The sequence below is a fragment of the Comamonas piscis genome (assembly GCF_014109725.1).
Taxonomy (GTDB): Bacteria; Pseudomonadota; Gammaproteobacteria; order Burkholderiales; family Burkholderiaceae_C; genus Comamonas; species Comamonas piscis.
Window position 1 is genome coordinate 3,167,749 of the sequence record NZ_CP058554.1, and the last position, 18,122, is coordinate 3,185,870.

General features: G+C 62.7%; 16 protein-coding genes. 3 read left to right on the plus strand and 13 right to left on the minus strand.

Going from position 1 to position 18,122, the window contains the following annotated elements; genetic code table 11:
- Positions 1–83: 83 nt before the first annotated feature.
- From eda to HS961_RS14255, 3 genes are all read right to left on the minus strand, one after another.
- The gene (gene eda, locus HS961_RS14245; RefSeq protein ID WP_182323036.1) at positions 84–725 is read right to left on the minus strand and encodes a bifunctional 4-hydroxy-2-oxoglutarate aldolase/2-dehydro-3-deoxy-phosphogluconate aldolase; all 642 of its coding nucleotides are present in this window, start codon (positions 723–725) and stop codon (positions 84–86) included.
- The gene (edd, locus tag HS961_RS14250) at positions 710–2,557 is read right to left on the minus strand and encodes a phosphogluconate dehydratase (protein ID WP_182328269.1); all 1,848 of its coding nucleotides are present in this window, start codon (positions 2,555–2,557) and stop codon (positions 710–712) included. Before edd ends, eda begins: the two co-directional genes overlap by 16 nt.
- Positions 2,558–2,677: 120 nt before the next feature.
- On the minus strand, positions 2,678–3,211 hold the full coding sequence (locus HS961_RS14255; RefSeq protein WP_238347608.1) for a gluconokinase: 534 nt from the start codon (positions 3,209–3,211) through the stop codon (positions 2,678–2,680).
- A 196-nt stretch (positions 3,212–3,407) separates the two neighbouring features.
- On the opposite strand from HS961_RS14255, the gene HS961_RS14260 reads away from it, so the two are divergent.
- On the plus strand, positions 3,408–4,475 hold the full coding sequence (locus HS961_RS14260; protein ID WP_412101660.1) for a LacI family DNA-binding transcriptional regulator: 1,068 nt from the start codon (positions 3,408–3,410) through the stop codon (positions 4,473–4,475).
- Between the two features lie 17 nt (positions 4,476–4,492).
- On the opposite strand, the gene HS961_RS14265 is transcribed toward HS961_RS14260, so the two are convergent.
- From HS961_RS14265 to scpA, 9 genes are all read right to left on the minus strand, one after another.
- Positions 4,493–5,263, minus strand: coding sequence for a YdcF family protein (locus HS961_RS14265; RefSeq protein ID WP_182323037.1), 771 nt, complete (start codon positions 5,261–5,263; stop codon positions 4,493–4,495).
- A gap of 84 nt (positions 5,264–5,347) precedes the next feature.
- Positions 5,348–7,396: an acetyl-CoA carboxylase biotin carboxylase subunit gene (accC, locus tag HS961_RS14270; RefSeq protein WP_182323038.1), complete on the minus strand. Its 2,049-nt coding sequence runs from the start codon at positions 7,394–7,396 to the stop codon at positions 5,348–5,350.
- Positions 7,397–7,446: 50 nt separating this feature from the next.
- Positions 7,447–8,607: a hypothetical protein gene (locus tag HS961_RS14275; protein WP_182323040.1), complete on the minus strand. Its 1,161-nt coding sequence runs from the start codon at positions 8,605–8,607 to the stop codon at positions 7,447–7,449.
- 42 nt (positions 8,608–8,649) lie between these two features.
- Complete coding sequence (locus tag HS961_RS14280) at positions 8,650–10,182, minus strand: acyl-CoA carboxylase subunit beta (protein ID WP_182323042.1); 1,533 nt, start codon at positions 10,180–10,182, stop codon at positions 8,650–8,652.
- A gap of 56 nt (positions 10,183–10,238) precedes the next feature.
- On the minus strand, positions 10,239–11,276 hold the full coding sequence (gene meaB, locus HS961_RS14285) for a methylmalonyl Co-A mutase-associated GTPase MeaB (RefSeq protein ID WP_182323045.1): 1,038 nt from the start codon (positions 11,274–11,276) through the stop codon (positions 10,239–10,241).
- Positions 11,277–11,357: 81 nt separating this feature from the next.
- Positions 11,358–11,825: a GNAT family N-acetyltransferase gene (locus tag HS961_RS14290; RefSeq protein ID WP_182323047.1), complete on the minus strand. Its 468-nt coding sequence runs from the start codon at positions 11,823–11,825 to the stop codon at positions 11,358–11,360.
- Positions 11,822–12,238, minus strand: a complete 417-nt coding sequence (locus HS961_RS14295) for a type II toxin-antitoxin system VapC family toxin (RefSeq protein WP_182323049.1) — start codon at positions 12,236–12,238, stop codon at positions 11,822–11,824. Before HS961_RS14295 ends, HS961_RS14290 begins: the two co-directional genes overlap by 4 nt.
- A gap of 22 nt (positions 12,239–12,260) precedes the next feature.
- Entirely contained in the window at positions 12,261–12,518 is a 258-nt protein-coding gene (locus tag HS961_RS14300) for an antitoxin (RefSeq protein ID WP_182323051.1), read from the minus strand.
- 45 nt (positions 12,519–12,563) lie between these two features.
- On the minus strand, positions 12,564–14,738 hold the full coding sequence (gene scpA / locus HS961_RS14305) for a methylmalonyl-CoA mutase (RefSeq protein ID WP_182323053.1): 2,175 nt from the start codon (positions 14,736–14,738) through the stop codon (positions 12,564–12,566).
- A gap of 131 nt (positions 14,739–14,869) precedes the next feature.
- On the opposite strand from scpA, the gene HS961_RS14310 reads away from it, so the two are divergent.
- Positions 14,870–15,505, plus strand: a complete 636-nt coding sequence (locus HS961_RS14310; RefSeq protein ID WP_182323055.1) for a GntR family transcriptional regulator — start codon at positions 14,870–14,872, stop codon at positions 15,503–15,505.
- Between the two features lie 30 nt (positions 15,506–15,535).
- On the opposite strand, the gene HS961_RS14315 is transcribed toward HS961_RS14310, so the two are convergent.
- A complete protein-coding gene (locus HS961_RS14315) occupies positions 15,536–16,828 on the minus strand; it encodes a TIGR03862 family flavoprotein (protein WP_182323057.1) in 1,293 nt (430 codons plus the stop codon).
- A gap of 151 nt (positions 16,829–16,979) precedes the next feature.
- Between HS961_RS14315 and moaA the strand changes: the two genes are divergently transcribed.
- Positions 16,980–18,122: a GTP 3',8-cyclase MoaA gene (gene moaA, locus HS961_RS14320; protein ID WP_182323059.1), complete on the plus strand. Its 1,143-nt coding sequence runs from the start codon at positions 16,980–16,982 to the stop codon at positions 18,120–18,122.

Genomic DNA, 18,122 nt, shown 5'->3' on the forward strand with positions numbered 1-18,122 from the left:
CGCGTCTTGGGCAGAAGCCGTAGTACGGTTTCTGCCCTTTTGCTTTGTGGGCCAAGGTGCAGCATGCCATGGCCCGACCGCAATCAGTCTTTGCGTGCCAGGGCTGCTGCTTCGCGGGCCAACAAGGTGATGTGTTCCCAGTCGCCGCGCTCCAAGGTGTCCGTCGGCACCAACCAGGAGCCGCCCACACAAACCACATTCTTCAAGGCCAGAAACTCAGGCGCATTGGTAGGCGTAATGCCACCGGTCGGGCAAAAACGCACTTCGGCGAAGGGACCCTGCCAGGCTTTGAGCATGTTGATGCCACCAGCTTGTACAGCCGGAAAGAACTTCAGTTCATTAAAGCCATCTTGCTGGGCCTGCATGATCTCGCTGCTGGTGGCCACACCGGGCAGCAGCGGCAGACCTGCCTCGCGGCAGGCATCGCCCACACTGGTGGTGTAGCCAGGGCTGACCGCAAAGCGCGCACCAGCAGAGGCGGCAGCACGCGCATCAGCGGCGTTGCGGACGGTACCGGCGCCCACAATCGCTTCAGGCACCGCCTTGGCAATGGCTTCGATACAAGGCAGGCCTTGGGGGGTGCGCAAGGTTACTTCCAGCACACGAATGCCACCAGCGACCAGGGCCTTGGCCATCGACACCGCGTGGTTGACGTCGCGCAGGACAATCACCGGAATCACCGGCGCGTCTTGCATGATGGATAAGGCGGTCAGTTGCTCAGCCATGTGCAGGCTCCTTCTTCTGCGCTCAGCGCATTGCGCCGGAATCCGGCAAATAGTTCTCGTCCCAGACCACGGCCATTAGCGCGCAGCTGCTCGGCCGGTATCGTGGCAAGCGGGCGTGCCTCCCAAACGGCGGCATCCACTTCGGCCTGCATGATACCGGTTTCAGCATCCAACAGCACCATATCGCCAGTCTCAATTTTGGCCAGCGGGCCTCCAGCCAGTGCTTCTGGCGACACATGGATAGCAGCGGGTACTTTGCCGGAGGCACCGCTCATGCGGCCATCGGTCACCAAGGCCACTTGGTAGCCCTTGCCTTGCAATACCGCCAACGGTGGGGTCAGCTTGTGCAGCTCAGGCATGCCATTGGCACGCGGTCCCTGCCAGCGCACCACACAGACCAGGCCGTTATGGCCATTGGTCTGGCAGGCGTCCTCCAAGGCACCGGATTTGAACGCTGCCTGCAGCGCTTCCTGCGAATCAAACACCCACGCCGGCGCCCGCAGCACATGGCGATCCAGCGGCACGGCGCTGACCTTGATCACGCTGCGGCCAAGATTGCCGGTCAGCAGCTTGAGGCCACCGGTGGGGCTGAAAGGGGCGCTAACGGGGCGCAGCACGCTGTCGTCACCCGATACGGTGGCAGCTTGCCAGACGAGCTGGCCCGCTTCCACGCGCGGCACCGTGGCGTAAGCCGCCAGGCCCTCGGGGCGCACGGTCAGCACATCGCCATGCATCAGGCCTGCAGCCAACAGCTGGCCAATCACATAGCCCGGGCCGCCGGCGGCCTGGAACTGGTTCACATCGGCTGCGCCGTTCGGGTAAACACGCGCCAGCAAAGGCACCACCGACGACAGCTGCTCAAAATCATTCCAATCGATGACGATGCCCGCCGCACGCGCCACCGCCACCCAGTGGATCAGGTGGTTGGTCGAGCCGCCGGTGGCCAGCAAGGCCACCATGGCGTTGACAATGCAGCGCTCGTCGACCACGCGGCCAATGGGGGCGAAGCGCTTGCCGGCAGTGATGTCCAGCACGGTGCGCATGGCCTCGCGGGTCAACAGTTCACGCGCGCCGTCTTCGGGGTTGATAAAGGCATTGCCCGGCACATGCAGGCCCATGGCTTCGAGCAGCATCTGGTTGCTGTTGGCGGTACCGTAGAAGGTGCAAGTCCCCGCATCATGGTAGGCCGCCATCTCGGCTTCCAGCAGCTTTTCGCGGCCCACCAGCCCTTGTGCGGCCAGCTCGCGCACCTTGGCCTTGTCGTTGTTCGACAGGCCTGAGGTCATTGGCCCGGCCGGCACAAACACCATCGGCAGGTGCCCAAAATGCAGGGCGCCGATCAACAGACCAGGAACAATCTTGTCGCACACCCCGAGCATCAGCGCGGCATCAAAGGTGTCATGGGTTAGCGCAACCGCCGTGCCCATCGCAATCGCATCGCGGCTGAACAGGCTCAGCTCCATGCCCGGCATGCCCTGGGTCACCCCATCGCACATGGCGGGCACGCCACCCGCCACCTGCGCGGTGGCGCCGTGCTTGCGGGCCTCGTCCTTCAGGATATCGGGGTAGCGCTGCAGCGGTGCGTGGGCTGACAGCACATCGTTGTAGGCCGTGACAATGCCGACGTTCGGGCCCTTGATCTCGACAATGCGCAGCTTGTCATTGGCAGGCACCCCTGCTACGGCGTGAGCAATATTGGCGCAGCCCATCGACCGCATTTGCGGCGGGCGCTGGGCCAGCGCATCGACCTGGGCCAAATACGCGCTGCGCGTATCCGCGCTCTTGGCCCGAATGCGGTCAGTGACCGCCTGAACAACCGGGTGGATCTGCATCATGGGGAATCCTTTGCATCATGGGGGAGCGCACAGCCAAGGCCATAGCATCCCCTTTATTTATGTAATTTTTATAGCACAGCAGCCACTGGCGGTGCTGGCACTAGGCTTTGTTGCAACTCAAGCCTGCTGCGCAGCCAACCACTGCTGCACCTGCGTCGCTATGGCATCGATGGGGGTATCCGCATCTACCGTCAACACCTGCGCCTCATCACGCGGGTCTTCCAAGGTCGCGAACTGGTTGGCCACCAGCTCGGGCGAGAAGAAATGCCCCGCCCGCTGCTGCACCCGCGCCAGGGCTGTGTCGTAGCTGAGATCCAGAAACACAAAGCTCAGCCGCGCCTGGGACGCACGCAACAACTTGCGGTACTGCCGTTTGAGCGCCGAGCAGGTCAGCACCACCCCTTGGCCATCATCCGCCTCGGCCAGCAGCTGCGCCAAGCGCTGCAGCCAGCCAGCGCGGTCGGCATCCGTCAACGCAATCCCCGCCTGCATCTTGGCCACGCTTTCGGCGGCATGGTAGCTGTCGCCTTCGACTAGGCGCCAACCCAAGTGCGTTGCAATGGCTTCTCCGGCGCTGGACTTGCCGCATCCCGATACCCCCATTACCACCAGAGCTACAGGACGCCGACGCGAAGAATCAACAGAGGACATGGTCATTGGGTTAGCGCTATCCAATATAGGTAAAAAATAGGCACTGCCCTTGGATGACGCCCATGGACCAAACCGATTCAAGCCATCAGCCTAGTTCTTGCGACGCCTGCAGACACTGCCTTCATTCCCCATCAATCTGGGATAGCGCTATCATACCGGATATTGCTTGCTGAATCGACCGGAGAATTGCTTGTCCCTGCCCCCTTCCACCCCATTGCCCGAGCCAGCTGCCGAGCCCGCTAGCCGCCGCTCGCGTGCCAGCGGGCGGGTGACCTTGCAGGATGTGGCGGATGCCGCAGAGGTCAGCCCGATGACGGTGTCGCGCGCGCTGCGCGGTGAGCGCCGAGTAGCGCCTGCGCTAGCAGACAAGGTGCGCGAGGTGGCTGTGCGCCTGGGCTATGTGCCAGACCCAGCGGCGCGCGCGCTGGCATCGCAGAAAAGCCACCAGGTGCTGGTCATCGTGCCGCTGCTCAGCAACACCTTGTTTGTCGATCTGATCGAAGCCGCGCATAAGGTGCTGTTTGCTGCCGGCTACCACCTGTTGATTGGGGTGTCGCACTACAGCCCTGCTGAAGAAGAGCAGCTACTGCGCGCCTATCTGCCGATGCGGCCTGCAGGACTGATGCTGACCGGTTACGAGCGCAGCGCCGGCAGTGCCCAGCTGCTGGCGGCCAGTGCTACCGCCTGCGTGCATTTAATGGAGCTGCATGCTGAAGGCGCCGCTGCTGGCATGCACAGTGTGGGGTTCTCACAAGTAGATGCCGGCGTGACGATGACCCAGCACCTGCTGGCCCAGGGCTACCGCCGGATCGCCTTTTGTGGCGCCCAGCTCGATGCGCGGGTCATGCAGCGCTTGCAAGGCTACCGCCAAGCCTTGCTGCAAGCAGGCCTGGCCGACCCGGGGCTGGAGATTCTGAGCCCCGAGCGTTCCTCTCTCGCTTTAGGGGGCCAGCTGTTGGAGCAGGTGCTGCAGTTGGGCGGTGGCGTGGATGCAGTGTTTTTCTGCAACGATGACCTGGCCCAGGGTGCCCTGCTGGCGGCCAACCGCCTGGGCCTGTCCATTCCTGGACAGTTGGCCATTGCCGGATTCAACGATTTGCCCGGCAGCGCGCAGATGGTGCCGCCGCTCACCACCATCCACACGCCTCGCAGCGCCATTGGCGCCGAGGCTGCCACGATGCTGCTAAAGCTCGTACAAGGTCAGCCAGTGGCCCACACCCGGCTGGACTTGGGCTACCACCTGGTGCGGCGCGCAAGTGCCTGAGGTCTGGTCCTAAGCGCCTACCACTCCCCCAAGGCCCAGCTGCTGGCCACTGCAAAATACTCGCGCAGCCAGACATTGAAGCGGGTCAGCAGTGGTGTGGGGGCCGCCACGCCAATCGGCTGGCCAAAGCCCTGGTCTTTGGCGATATGCAACGCGCGCCACAGGTGAAAATCACTGCTGACGATCGCTATGGGCTGCGCCAGGTCCACACCCCGCGCTTGCAGCAGGGGCCCCGTCCATTCCAGATTAAGGACTGTGCTGGTGCTGCGCTCTTCCACCACCATCACGCGGGGATCGAGCCCATACGTCTCTGCCAGATAACGCGCCATGATGGCGCCCTCGCTCTCGTCTTGCCCAAAATCTACACCTCCAGTAACCGCGAGAACTGCATGGGGCTGCAAGACCGCCAGTTGTGCAGCGGTATCTAGCCGCATGGCCAAGGCCGGCCGTGGCTTGCCGTCTTCTGTACCGCTGCCCAACACCACAATGGCAGCCACGGGCGGCACGGCGGCGGGCGTCTGACCCAGGCCCGCGATCATCTGCCAGAGCCAGCCCACGCTGATCACCCACAACAGCAAGCCCAGCCAGGCAGCCCGCCACAGCCAGCGCCGCCACGGGTTTACCGCACACCAGGCTTGCACTGCTGCCCAGCGCCACGCCAGGTAACCTGCGACCAGACCCAAGCCAACGGGCACCAGCACCCCCAAGTGAAAGTGCCCGGCCGCCAGCGGAACGATGCCCAGCCCCAGCAGCACCAGTGCGGCCGCTGCCAATAAACCTCGTTGCATTCCCATCCTCTCGTACGCGCTTCGCCCTTGCACAAAAAAACCCGCTGCGGGGCAGCGGGTCTGCGTCTTGGCGAAGCAGTCAGATCATTCAAACTCCAGAATGATATCGTCCACTGCGAGCGAGTTGCCCTTGGCGGCGCTCACTTTGCTGACCACGCCATCTTGGGTGGCAAACAAAATGTTTTCCATTTTCATCGCCTCGATGACCGCCAGCTTCTCACCGGCTTGCACCTTCTGGCCCGGTTGCACGGCCACATCGACCAGCAGGCCGGGCATGGGCGAGAGCAGGAACTTGGACAGGTCCGGCGGCGCCTTGTAAGGCATCTGCTCGTACAGCTCGGCGCCGCGCTGCGACAGCACCAGGATGTCGCGTTGCGTGCCATTGTGGATCACACGCAAGGCCAGCGGGTTCTTGGCCGTGCCGCGCTCGATCTGTGCGGTAAAGGGCTGGCCGTTGCAGCTGCCATGCGTCACCACATCGCGCAGTATGGCTTCGCTGCTGAACTGGTAGACCTTGTCGCCAATGCTGACCTTGCAGACACGGGCCTCGTCGTCAAAATCGGTCACCTCGGCAGAGACAAAACTGTGCTGGCCTTCGGCGCCCAGCACCACCGCCGTGTAGCTGTGGCCCACGCGCAGTTGGTGGCCCAGCATCTGGCCGCTGATGGTGGATGCGCGCGCGCGGTAGCGGCGGTTGCGGAATATCGCCAGCGCCACCAGAAAATCCGTGTCCTCGTGCGGTACGTCCTCGGCATGGAAGCCCTGGCCGTAATGCTCGGCAATGAAACCGGTGTTGAACTCACCCGACACAAATTGCGGATGGGCCAGCAGCGCGGCCTGGAATGGGATGTTGGAGCTGATGCCCCGGATCGCAAAGCCGTTGAGCGCCTCGCGCATCTTGGCAATCGCCTCGTTGCGGTCCTTGCCATGCACGATCAGCTTCGCAATCATCGAGTCGTAGTACATGGGGATCTCGCCGCCCTCGTACACCCCGGTATCGACGCGCACACCCTGCAAATGGGCGGTGTCGGCCTGCCACATGGTCTGCTTGGGCGGCTCAAAGCGCACCAGGCGGCCGGTTGATGGCAGAAAGTTGCGGAATGGGTCTTCCGCATTGATGCGGCATTCGATCGCCCAGCCATCGCGCTTCACATCGGCCTGGCTGAAGGACAGCTTCTCGCCCGCCGCCACACGGATCATCTGCTCGACCAGATCAAGGCCGGTGATGCACTCGGTCACCGGGTGCTCCACCTGCAGGCGGGTGTTCATTTCCAGGAAGTAGAAGTCCTGGTCCTTGCCCACGACAAACTCCACCGTGCCAGCGCTCTGGTACTGAACGGCCTTGGCCAGCGCCACGGCCTGCTCGCCCATCGCCTTGCGGGTGGCATCGCTGATAAAGGGTGATGGCGCCTCTTCGATCACCTTTTGGTGGCGGCGCTGGATGGAGCATTCGCGCTCATTCAGGTAGACCACATTGCCATGGCTATCGCCCAGGATCTGGATCTCGATATGGCGCGGCTCCTGCACGAACTTCTCGATAAAGATCCGGTCATCGCCAAAGCTGTTGCGGGCTTCGTTCTGGCAGGCGGTAAAGCCTTCCAGCGCTTCCTTGTCGTTGTAGGCCACGCGCAGGCCCTTGCCGCCGCCGCCGGCCGATGCCTTGATCATCACCGGGTAGCCAATGCCCTGCGCAATGCCGACGGCTTTTTCCGCATTCTCGATGGCATCGTTGTAGCCGGGGATGGTGTTGACCTGGGCTTCGTTGGCCAGCTTCTTGGAGGCGATCTTGTCGCCCATCGCGGCAATCGAATGCGCCTTGGGGCCGATAAAGGCAATGCCTTCGTCTTCGCAGCGCTTGGCAAAGGCCTCGTTCTCCGACAGGAAGCCGTAGCCCGGGTGGATGGCCTGCGCGCCGGTCTTGCGCGCCGCATCGATGATGCGGTCAGCCAGCAGGTAGGATTCGCGGCTGGGCGCTGCGCCAATGTGCACGGCCTCATCGGCCAGCTTTACATGGCGCGCGTCCTTGTCCGCATCGGAGTAGACCGCAACGGTCTGGATGCCCATGGAGCGGGCCGTGGCGATCACGCGGCATGCAATCTCGCCGCGATTGGCAATCAGGATTTTGCTGAACATGGTTGTCGTCTCTTTGTTGAATCTCTCGGTTGGCCACCATGCTGCCGTGTCTACGGCAGCGCCTTGTTATGCGCCCATTGCCCGCCGGGCATGAGCAAATAGTCTTCACAGTCCACCTCGCTGCAGCGCGCACTGCCCAGCAATTGCAGGATCACTTGGTCCTGGGTGCGCACATCGGTGGAGCGCCCCTGCACCTTGACCGCCAGCAGGCGGCTGTCCTTGCCCCAGCGGGCAATTTCATGGCCTTCGACCACGGCGGCTGTGCTGTCCCAACCGTCTCGGTGGGCCGTGCGCACCTTGGCCAGCCTGCGCGACAAAATGCGCTCAGGCCGCACCCCCACCAACACCACCTGGCCGCGCAAGCTAGACAGGTTTTTGTCCAAGGTGGGCAAGTCCACCACCCGGCGGGCCTGGTACTGGCGCACCATCGCCTGCAGCCGCTGGGCATTGGCGCTGTACTCGCGGCGCTGCTCGGGCAGGCCGGCGTTGTGCTGCTGCTGGGCCGCCGCATTGTTGCTGTACTGCTGGAACAGCAGCTCCCGCCCCTGCAGCGAGGCCGTGGCCCGCACCACTGGCACGGGCAAATGGCCATCGCTATCGGCTGCCAGCTCAAAGCCCTGGTACAGCATCAGCCGCACCAGGTTTTGCGCCGCAGCGGGGCAAGCACCTTGCCAGTGCTGCAGCGCCGCCTGCATCCACTGCCGCGCCACCTGTTCGGAGCCCAGCGATGAATGGATATCCACCAGCACATGCAACGCCATCGGTGCGCAGGCATCGGCCGGCGTATTGCCATCCAATGCCGCTTGCACCCACAGCCGTCCACCTTTGCCTTCGCTGTCCGCCAAGGGGCCCAGATCGAGCAGCACCTGGCTATCGGCCAAGGGCCGCGCCGCGCGCACCACCGGACGACTGAGGAAGATCCCCCGGTCAAAGCGGCCCTGCCAAACAATCGGCGCCCGGTCCTCGCTGCGCGGCAGCCATTGCGCCCTGCCCTCGCCTTGGGCCAGGCCGTTGTCGCAGCCTCCCTCGTACGAAAACACATATTGCCAGGATTGGGCCAGCGGGGCGCCGCTGCGGGCAACGCAGCTGCTGCTCGGTGGTGGCGGCATACCAGACTGGGTCTGCGCGCCCGCCGCTACACCCATGCCGACCACAGCAGCACACAGCAGGCGCTGCGCCAGCAAGCGCTGCGCCCGCCGTTTTGCGGCCATGCGAGGTGGGACGGAGGTGGAGCGCATCCGGGACTGCTGCGTTTAGAGCGGGATGTTGCCGTGCTTGCGCCAGGGGTTCTCAAGCTGCTTGTTCTTGAGCATCTCCAGGCTGCGGCAAATGCGCTTGCGCGTCTCGTGCGGCAAAATGACGTCGTCGATAAAGCCGCGGGCGCCAGCCACAAAGGGGTTGGCAAAGCGGCTCTTGTATTCGGCTTCACGCTTGGCGAGCTTTTCCGGGTCGTTCTTGTCCTCGCGGAAGATGATCTCCACAGCGCCCTTGGCACCCATCACCGCGATTTCCGCCTGCGGCCAAGCCAGGTTCACATCGCCGCGCAGGTGCTTGGAAGACATCACGTCATAAGCACCGCCATAGGCCTTGCGGGTGATGACGGTGATTTTCGGCACGGTGCATTCTGCATACGCATACAGCAGCTTGGCGCCGTGCTTGATGATGCCGCCGTACTCCTGGCTGGTGCCAGGCATAAAGCCCGGCACATCGACAAAGGTGACCACGGGGATATTGAAGGCATCGCAAAAGCGCACAAAGCGGGCGGCCTTGATGGAGCTCTTGATATCCAGGCAACCGGCCAGCACCAGCGGTTGGTTGGCCACAATGCCGACGGTCTGGCCGGCCATGCGGGCAAAGCCGATCAGGATGTTCTTCGCGTACTCGGGCTGCAGCTCAAAGAAATCGCCATCGTCGACCGTCTTGAGGATCAGCTCCTTCATGTCGTAGGGCTTGTTCGGGTTCTCGGGCACCAGGGTGTCCAGCGACATATCGGCGCGGTTGACCGGGTCGGTGGTGGCGCGCACTGGCGCTTTTTCGCGGTTGTTCAGCGGCAGGTAGTTGTAGAGGCGGCGCAGCATCATCAGCGCCTCCACATCGTTGTCAAACGCCATGTCGGCCACACCGCTCTTGGTGGTATGGGTAACGGCGCCGCCCAGCTCTTCTGCAGTCACCTGCTCATGCGTCACGGTTTTGACCACTTCCGGGCCGGTGACGAACATATAGCTCGAATCCTTGACCATGAAGATAAAGTCGGTCATCGCCGGCGAATAGACCGCGCCGCCCGCGCAAGGGCCCATGATCATCGAAATCTGTGGAACCACACCCGAGGCCAGCACATTCTTCTGGAACACGTCGGCATAGCCACCCAGCGATGCCACGCCTTCCTGGATACGGGCGCCACCCGAGTCATTGAGGCCGATGACCGGTGCGCCCACCTTCATCGCCTGGTCCATCACCTTGCAGATCTTCTCGGCATGGGTCTCGGACAGCGCGCCACCAAACACGGTGAAATCCTGGCTGAACACAAACACTAAGCGGCCATTGATCATGCCGTAGCCGGTGACCACGCCATCGCCGGGAATCTTGGTGTCTTCCATGCCAAAGTCGGTGCAGCGATGCTCGACAAACATGTCCCACTCTTCAAAAGTGCCGTCGTCCAGCAGCAGCTCGATGCGCTCGCGGGCCGTCAGCTTGCCCTTTTTGTGCTGCGCATCGATGCGCTTTTGTCCGCCGCCCAGGCGGGCGAGTTCACGCTTTTTTTCCAGTTGTTCCAAGATATCTTGCATGTTCCATCCTTGAAGCTAGGTTGTCTCTGTGACTTGATCTGGGATTGCAGCCCGGGTCAGTCCGTCTTGTGAATCGTCGCTGCGCTGCTTTGCGCGAGCAGTAAATTTCGGGCTGCCGTCGATGCCGCCAACTGGCCCGAGGCCACTTGCTGTTGCATGGCAGGCAGCATATCGCGCACAGCGGGATGGGCGCGAAACGCCAGCTTGAGCCCATGGTCAATGCGCTCCCACATCCATGCCAGGGACTGCTTCTCCCGCCGCTGCTCCAGGCAGCCGTTGTGGGTTTGCATCTGGCGGTAGCTGGTCACGGCATCCCAGAAGGCTTCCACCCCTTGCCCCAACAGCGCGCTGATCTGGATCACCCGGGGCTGCCACAGCGCCCCCTGGGCGGCATGGTCGTGCCCGCCATGCATGCCCAGCAAACGCAGGCTTGATGTGATCTGCGACTGCGCACGGGTGGCGGCATTCGGGTCGATATCGGCTTTGTTGATGACGACCAAATCCGCCAATTCCATCACGCCCTTTTTGATGGCCTGCAGGTCATCGCCAGCATTGGGCAGCTGCAGCAGGCAGAACATGTCCGTCATGCCGTGTACCGCAATTTCGCTCTGGCCGACACCTACCGTTTCCACCATCACCACGTCATAACCGGCGGCCTCGCAGACCAGGGTGGCCTCGCGGGTTTTCTCAGCGACTCCGCCCAAGGTACCGCTGGATGGGCTGGGCCGGATATAGGCCTCGGGCCGCATCGACAGCTGCTCCATGCGCGTCTTGTCACCCAGAATGGAGCCACCCGACACGGTCGATGAAGGGTCGATGGCCAGCACCGCCACACGCAGCCCTTTGCCGATCAGGTAGAGGCCCAGGGTTTCAATAAAAGTGGATTTGCCCACGCCCGGCACACCGCTGATGCCCAGGCGCAATGACTTGCCGGTGTGCGGCAGCAAGGCCGTCAGCAGTTCATCGCCCAGCGCGCGGTGGTCGGCGCGGGTGGATTCCAGCAAGGTGATGGCCTTGGCCATCGCGCGGCGCTGCACGGCGGGTGCACTGGTCTGCGTGATGGCGGCGATGCGCTCGGCAATTTCTGGGCTCATGGCATCACCTCGGCGGCCACCTGCTGGCTCGCGCTTGTATGCATCACCACTGCAGCCATAATTTCTAGAGCAAATACCATGTCACATTCCCTGCGCCGGGCACCACTGGTACAAGAGGTCAATCGGGTCACCGCCTATGTGTACAAAGCCATGGCGCTCGTAAAACCGGATCGCATCGCTGTGGTTGAGTACCTCCAGCCACACCGCACGGCCTTCGCGCTGCGCCCGGTCTTGCACCTGCTGCAGCGCCCAATCGCCAATGCGGCGGTTGTGCCAGGCAGGCAGCAAGTAGAGATGCTGCAGCTTCAGACGGCCATCGTGGTAGGGAACCACCGTCAGCAGACCGGCGCGTTCCAAGCCTGCGCCGGCACCCGCATCCACGCAGATGTGCTGCATATACTGCGGATCAAACTGGCTTTGAAAGCGCGTGCGGGCATGGTCCAGGTTGAATATGCCCAGGCGCTCCAGGCTCTGGCGCATAGCGGCGATGCGGAGATCAAACAGCGCCTCGAAATCGCTTTGGACAACGGGAGCAAAGGAGAGGTTCATGCCAGATCCTCCATCCAGTCTTCCATCCGCAGGCCTTGGATCCGCTCGAACTCCCGAACGTTATGCGTTACCAAAACGCCATCAGGGTCGGCCAAGGCCTGGCAGCCAATCATCAGATCCATAGCCCCGATGGGAGTACCCGCCTTGCGCAGCCGGGCTGATTGCTCGCCGTAGTGCCAGATGGCATCACCGCCCCAAGGCTCGATGTGGAACAGCGACAGGGCTTCTTCCATCAGCGCGCGGTTACGCACTGGCTGCGCACTGCGCATGGCCCCACTGGCCAGCTCTGCGGCGACCAGCGACGGTATCACCATACGGGTGTGGTCCAAGCTCCGCATGCGGGCCAACACCTGCGCATGCTGGCGGTGCCAAGCATAAATGCAGATGTTAGTGTCAAGGTAGTAACGGGGCATAGGTCAGCGTGAGCGGTCCGGATCAGTCAAAACCGATATCGCGCGGTGGCGTCTTGTCACGCTCGATCTCATCGGGCATGCCTTCAAAGCGACCCAGGATGCCATCCAAACGCGCCAACCACGCCGCATGGGCATCCACCGGAACGGGACGCAGCACCACGGAGCCATCGGCCAAACGCTCGACGGTCACCTCGTCGGTGTCAAAACGGAACTCTTTGGGCAGGCGCACGGCCTGGCTGCGGCCGTTCATAAATATTTTGGCGATGGCAAGGTCTGACATGCTGCACTTTCAACAGTGATATATATCAATGGTATATATCCACCTTCAAGCGGTCAAGCTGGCCTTGATCTGCTCCAGCACATCCTTCGCACTGGCCGGAATCGGCGTACCCGGGCCATACACGCCTTTGACACCGGCGTTGTAGAGGTAGTCGTAATCCTGCGCAGGGATGACGCCGCCGACAAACACGATGATGTCGTCCGCGCCCTGCTTTTTCAGCTCTTCAATGATGGCCGGCACCAAGGTCTTGTGGCCGGCAGCCAAGGTGGAGACACCGACGGCATGCACATCGTTCTCGATGGCCTGGCGGGCGCATTCTTCAGGGGTCTGGAACAGCGGGCCCATGTCCACGTCATAGCCCAGGTCGGCAAAGGCGGTGGCTACCACCTTGGCGCCCCGGTCATGGCCGTCCTGGCCCAGCTTGGCGATCATCACACGGGGGCGGCGGCCTTGCGCTTCCGCAAAGGCGGCGATTTCGCCCTTCAGGGTGTCCCAGCCTTCCGCCGAGTCATAGGCGGCAGCGTAGACGCCGGTTACCTTTTGCGTGTCAGCGCGGTGGCGGCCATACGATTTTTCCAGCGCATCCGATACCTCGCCGACGGTGGCGCGCAGGCGCACGGCCTGGATGGCCAGGTCCAGCAAGTTGCCTTCACCGGATTCTGCGGCGTCGCTGAGCGCTTGCAGGGCCTTCTCGACACTGGCAGCATCGCGCGTCGCCTTGATCTGGTTCAGGCGCGCAATCTGGCTGTCGCGCACCTTGACGTTGTCCACTTCCAGAATGTCGACCGGGTCTTCCTTGGCCAGCTTGTATTTGTTAACGCCGACAATCACTTCCTTGCCCGAGTCGATGCGGGCCTGCTTCTCGGCAGCGGCGGCTTCGATCTTGAGCTTGGCCCAGCCACTGTCCACCGCCTGGGTCATGCCACCCATGGCATCGACCTCTTCGATGATGGTCCAGGCGGCATCGGCCATGTCCTGGGTCAGCTTTTCCATCATGTAGCTTCCAGCCCAGGGGTCGATCACATTGGTGATGTGGGTTTCTTCCTGGATGATGAGCTGGGTGTTGCGCGCAATACGGGCGCTGAACTCGGTGGGCAAGGCAATGGCTTCATCGAGCGCATTGGTGTGCAGCGACTGCGTGCCGCCAAACACGGCAGCCATGGCCTCAATGGTGGTGCGCACCACATTGTTGTAGGGGTCCTGCTCGGTCAGGCTCCATCCACTCGTCTGGCTGTGGGTGCGCAGCATCAGGCTCTTGGGGTTCTTGGCCTCAAAGCCGGTCATGATGCGGCACCACAGCAGGCGGGCCGCACGCATCTTGGCGATCTCCAGGTAAAAGTTCATGCCCACCGCCCAGAAGAAGGACAGGCGCCCGGCAAAGGCATCCACATCCATGCCCTTGGCGATGGCAGTTTTTACATACTCCTTGCCATCGGCCAGGGTGAAGGCGAGTTCGAGCGCCTGGTTGGCCCCCGCCTCTTGCATGTGGTAGCCGCTGATCGAGATCGAGTTGAACTTGGGCATGTTCTGGCTCGTGTACTCGATGATGTCGCCGATGATGCGCATGCTCGGCTTGGGCGGGTAGATATAGGTGTTGCGCACCATGAACTCTTTGAGAATGTCGTTCTGGATGGTGCCCGAGAGCTGGTCCTGCGGCACGCCCTGCTCTTCGGCCGCCACCACATAGCCGGCCAGCACCGGCAGCACCGCGCCGTTCATCGTCATCGAGACAGAGACCTTGTCCAGCGGGATGCTGTTGAAGAGGATCTTCATGTCCTCGACCGAGTCAATCGCGACGCCAGCCTTGCCCACGTCGCCGGTCACGCGCGGGTGGTCGCTGTCGTAGCCCCGGTGGGTGGCCAGGTCAAAAGCGACGGATACGCCCTGCCCGCCTGCGGCCAGCGCCTTGCGGTAGAAGGCGTTGGATTCTTCGGCGGTCGAGAAGCCGGCGTACTGGCGAATGGTCCAGGGCCGCACCGCGTACATGGTGGCCTGGGGGCCGCGCAGATACGGGGCAAATCCGGGCAAGGTGTCGGCAAACGGCAGGTCGGCAGTGTCGGCTGCGGTGTAGAGCGGCTTGACGGTGATGCCATCGGGCGTCACCCAATCGAGGCTGCCGACGTCACCACCCGGGGCAGATTTGGCAGCGGCTTTGTCCCAAGCGGCACGGTCGGCCTTGGGAAACTCGGATGCAGTGTTGTGCTTCGCGGAATCAGTCATGTCTCAAGCTCGAAATACGTTATAGACAGTGCATATTGGCCGACCCACGGCCGCCAGGCAAGTGTACATTATTCATAATTATGAATGCAAAATTTTGAATTCCAGTCGCCTTCTGTACAATGGCGCCACCGATGAGCCTCCCCAATTTTGCGCCCCGCGCGCTGTACCAGGACGTTGCCGAGCTATTGCGGCAACGTATTTTTGCGCACCAACTGCCGCCCGGCAGCTGGATTGACGAGCTGAAAATTGCCGAAGAAATAGGCATCAGCCGCACGCCCTTGCGCGAGGCGTTGAAGGTTTTGGCCACCGAGGGCCTCGTCACGATGAAGCTGCGCCGAGGCGCCTATGTGACCGAAGTCTCGCAAAAAGACCTGCTCCAGGTCTACCACCTGCTCGCTTTGCTGGAAAGCGATGCCGCCGCCGAACTGGCCAGTTGTGCCAGTGCCGAGCAATTGGCCGAGCTTCAAGGCCTGCATGACGCGCTGGAAGCAGCCGTCCATGAGCGCGATGCCTTTTTTATCGCCAATGAGCGCTTTCATATGCGCGTGCTGGAGCTGCTGGACAACAAATGGCTCAGCCAGATGGTGGCTGATTTGCGCAAGGTGATGAAGCTCAACCGCCACAACTCCCTCTTCAAATCCGGGCGGATTGAGGAATCGCTGCAGGAGCACCGCGCCTTGATGCAGGCGCTGACCGCGCACGACGGCGCCGCAGCACGCGCATGCGTGATGCTGCACTTCAAGAATGGTTTGGCAGCGGCGTCTTAGTTTTCGAGACGTCGCGCTGCCTGGGCAGATTCAGCCCTTGAGGAAATGCGCTGCGCCCTGCGCAGCCCGCACACCGCTCGACAAGGCGGCCGTCAGCAAATAGCCACCCGTGGGTGCTTCCCAATCCAGCATCTCACCTGCACAGAACAAACCTGGCCGGGCATTGCACATCAAATCATGCGAGAGCGCGCCAAAGGCCACGCCGCCTGCGGTGCTGATCGCCTCGTCCAAGGGGCGAGTGGCAGTCACGGTAATGGGAGATGCCTTGATGGCGGCAGCCAGCCGCTGCGCGTCCTGCATACCGTCTTTGCCCAGCACTTCAAACAGCAAGGCGGCCTTGATCCCTTCCAGTCCCAGGCGGCTTTTGAGATGGCTCGCCAGGCTGCGTGAGCCGCGCGGATGGCGCACCTCGGCCAGCACGCGCTCAGCGCTGTGGTCGGGCAGCAAATCCACCATAAAAGTCGCCTGGCCATGGGCTTTGATGGCCTCGCGCAGTTGCGCAGACACGGCGTAGACCAAGCTACCTTCCACGCCAGTGTCGGTGGCGACGAACTCACCGCGACGGACAAAGCCTGCCTCGCTGCCATCGTCAAAGCGGATAGCCACCGATTTAAATGGCTGGCCGGCAAACTTGCCGGCAAAGAATGGCGACCAGCCAGGCGCTGTTTCGCCATTGGCGGCTGGCAGCATGCGTACATCAAAGCCGCAGTTGGCGGGCTCCAGCGGGACGGTATCGACGCCCACCTGCTGCAGCAGCGGCACCCAGGCGCCGTCTGAGCCCAACCGGGCCCAGCTGCCGCCGCCCAGTGCCAGCACCGTGGCGCGGGCTTGCACGGCGGTCTCGCCTTCCGGCGCCGCAAAGCGCAGCGCGCCTGCCTCGTCCCAGCCCAGCCAGCGGTGGCGCATCGCAAAACGCACGCCCGACGCCCGCATCGCTACCAGCCAGGCGCGCAGCAGCGGCGCAGCCTTCATGTCCTTAGGGAAAATCCGGCCCGAGGTGCCGACAAAGGTCTCAATGCCCAGATCCTGCGCCCATGCCTGCACCTCGGCAGCGCCAAAATACTGCAGCCAGGAGGCAGCCACCGCCTGCTGCCGCGCAAAGCGGCTTACAAACTGCGGCATCGGCTCAGAATGCGTCAGGTTCAAGCCGCCACGCCCGGCGAGCAAGAACTTGCGGCCCACCGAGGGCATCGCGTCATACACCGTCACCTGCAACCCGCTTTGCGCCAGGCGGTGTGCTGCCATCAAGCCAGCTGGGCCACCGCCAATAACAGCAACATCCACAGTGGCGGGCGAAGAAGAGGAGTGGCTGGGCAGGGTCATGGCAAAAGAAAAGCAAAAGGGAACAAGGGGGCGAACCTTACACCAAGTCCAGTGCCCCGCAGGCCTGGGAATGGTACTTTTCTCAAACTGCAGCGTCGCCCAACATATCCGCAAGCCGGTATTGGCGGGCGCGCTCTAGTACCATTCGGCTATGGATCGTCCCGTTATTTCCCTGGTTGACCTGCGTCTGCGTGACGCGGGCTTGGCCATGCCTGCACCGGCTGGTGCCACGCTGTCTCACAACGGCGCTGTGCATGACCAACGCCAACGGCCACTGCGGGATTTGCGCATCAGCGTGACGGACCGCTGCAACTTCCGCTGCAGCTACTGCATGCCCAAGGATGTGTTTGACAAGGACCACCAGTACCTGCCGCACCGCGATTTGCTCAGTTTTGAAGAGATCAGCCGCAGTGCCCGGCTATTTGCCCAGCTGGGCGTCGGCAAGCTGCGCATCACTGGCGGCGAGCCGCTGTTGCGCAAGAACCTGGAAGCGCTGATCGCCCAGTTGGCCCAGATCGAGACGCTGAACGGCAGCCCGATGGATCTGACCCTGACGACCAACGGCTCCATTCTGGCGCGCAAGGCCCGGGCCCTCAAAGACGCCGGGCTCAAGCGCCTGACGGTCAGCCTCGACAGCCTGAGCGACCCGTTGTTCCGCCAGATGAACGACATGGATTTCCCGGTCGCCACCGTGCTGCAGGGCATCGAAACCGCGCAGGCGGTCGGCTTTGCCAATATCAAGGTGAACATGGTCGTCAAGCGCGGCGTCAATGACCACGAAGTCATCGCGATGGCGCGGCATTTCCGCGGCAGCGGCGTTACCTTGCGCTTTATTGAGTTCATGGATGTGGGCGCCACCAATGGCTGGCGGCTGGAAGAAGTGCTGCCCTCGGATGCCGTGCTGGAGCGCCTGCAATCCGCCTTTGCACTCACCCCCTTGTCGGCGAAAGCGCCCGGAGAAACGGCGGTGCGCTGGGGCTATGTTGGTGCCAACGCCGAGCATGATCCAAGTCTGGGCGAGATTGGTTTGATCAGCAGTGTCACCCACGCCTTTTGCCAGGACTGCAACCGCGCGCGCCTGTCGACCGAAGGCAAGCTGTTTTTGTGCCTGTTTGCCAGCGAGGGCTGGGACCTGCGCGCCCTGCTGCGCAACGGCGCCAGCGACAGCGACATCCGCCAGGCCATCGCCCAGGTCTGGGGCCAGCGCAGTGACAACTACAGCGAGCAGCGCAGCCAGCACCCCGAGATTGCGCTGCAGCGCCAACGGGTGGAGATGAGCTATATCGGCGGCTGA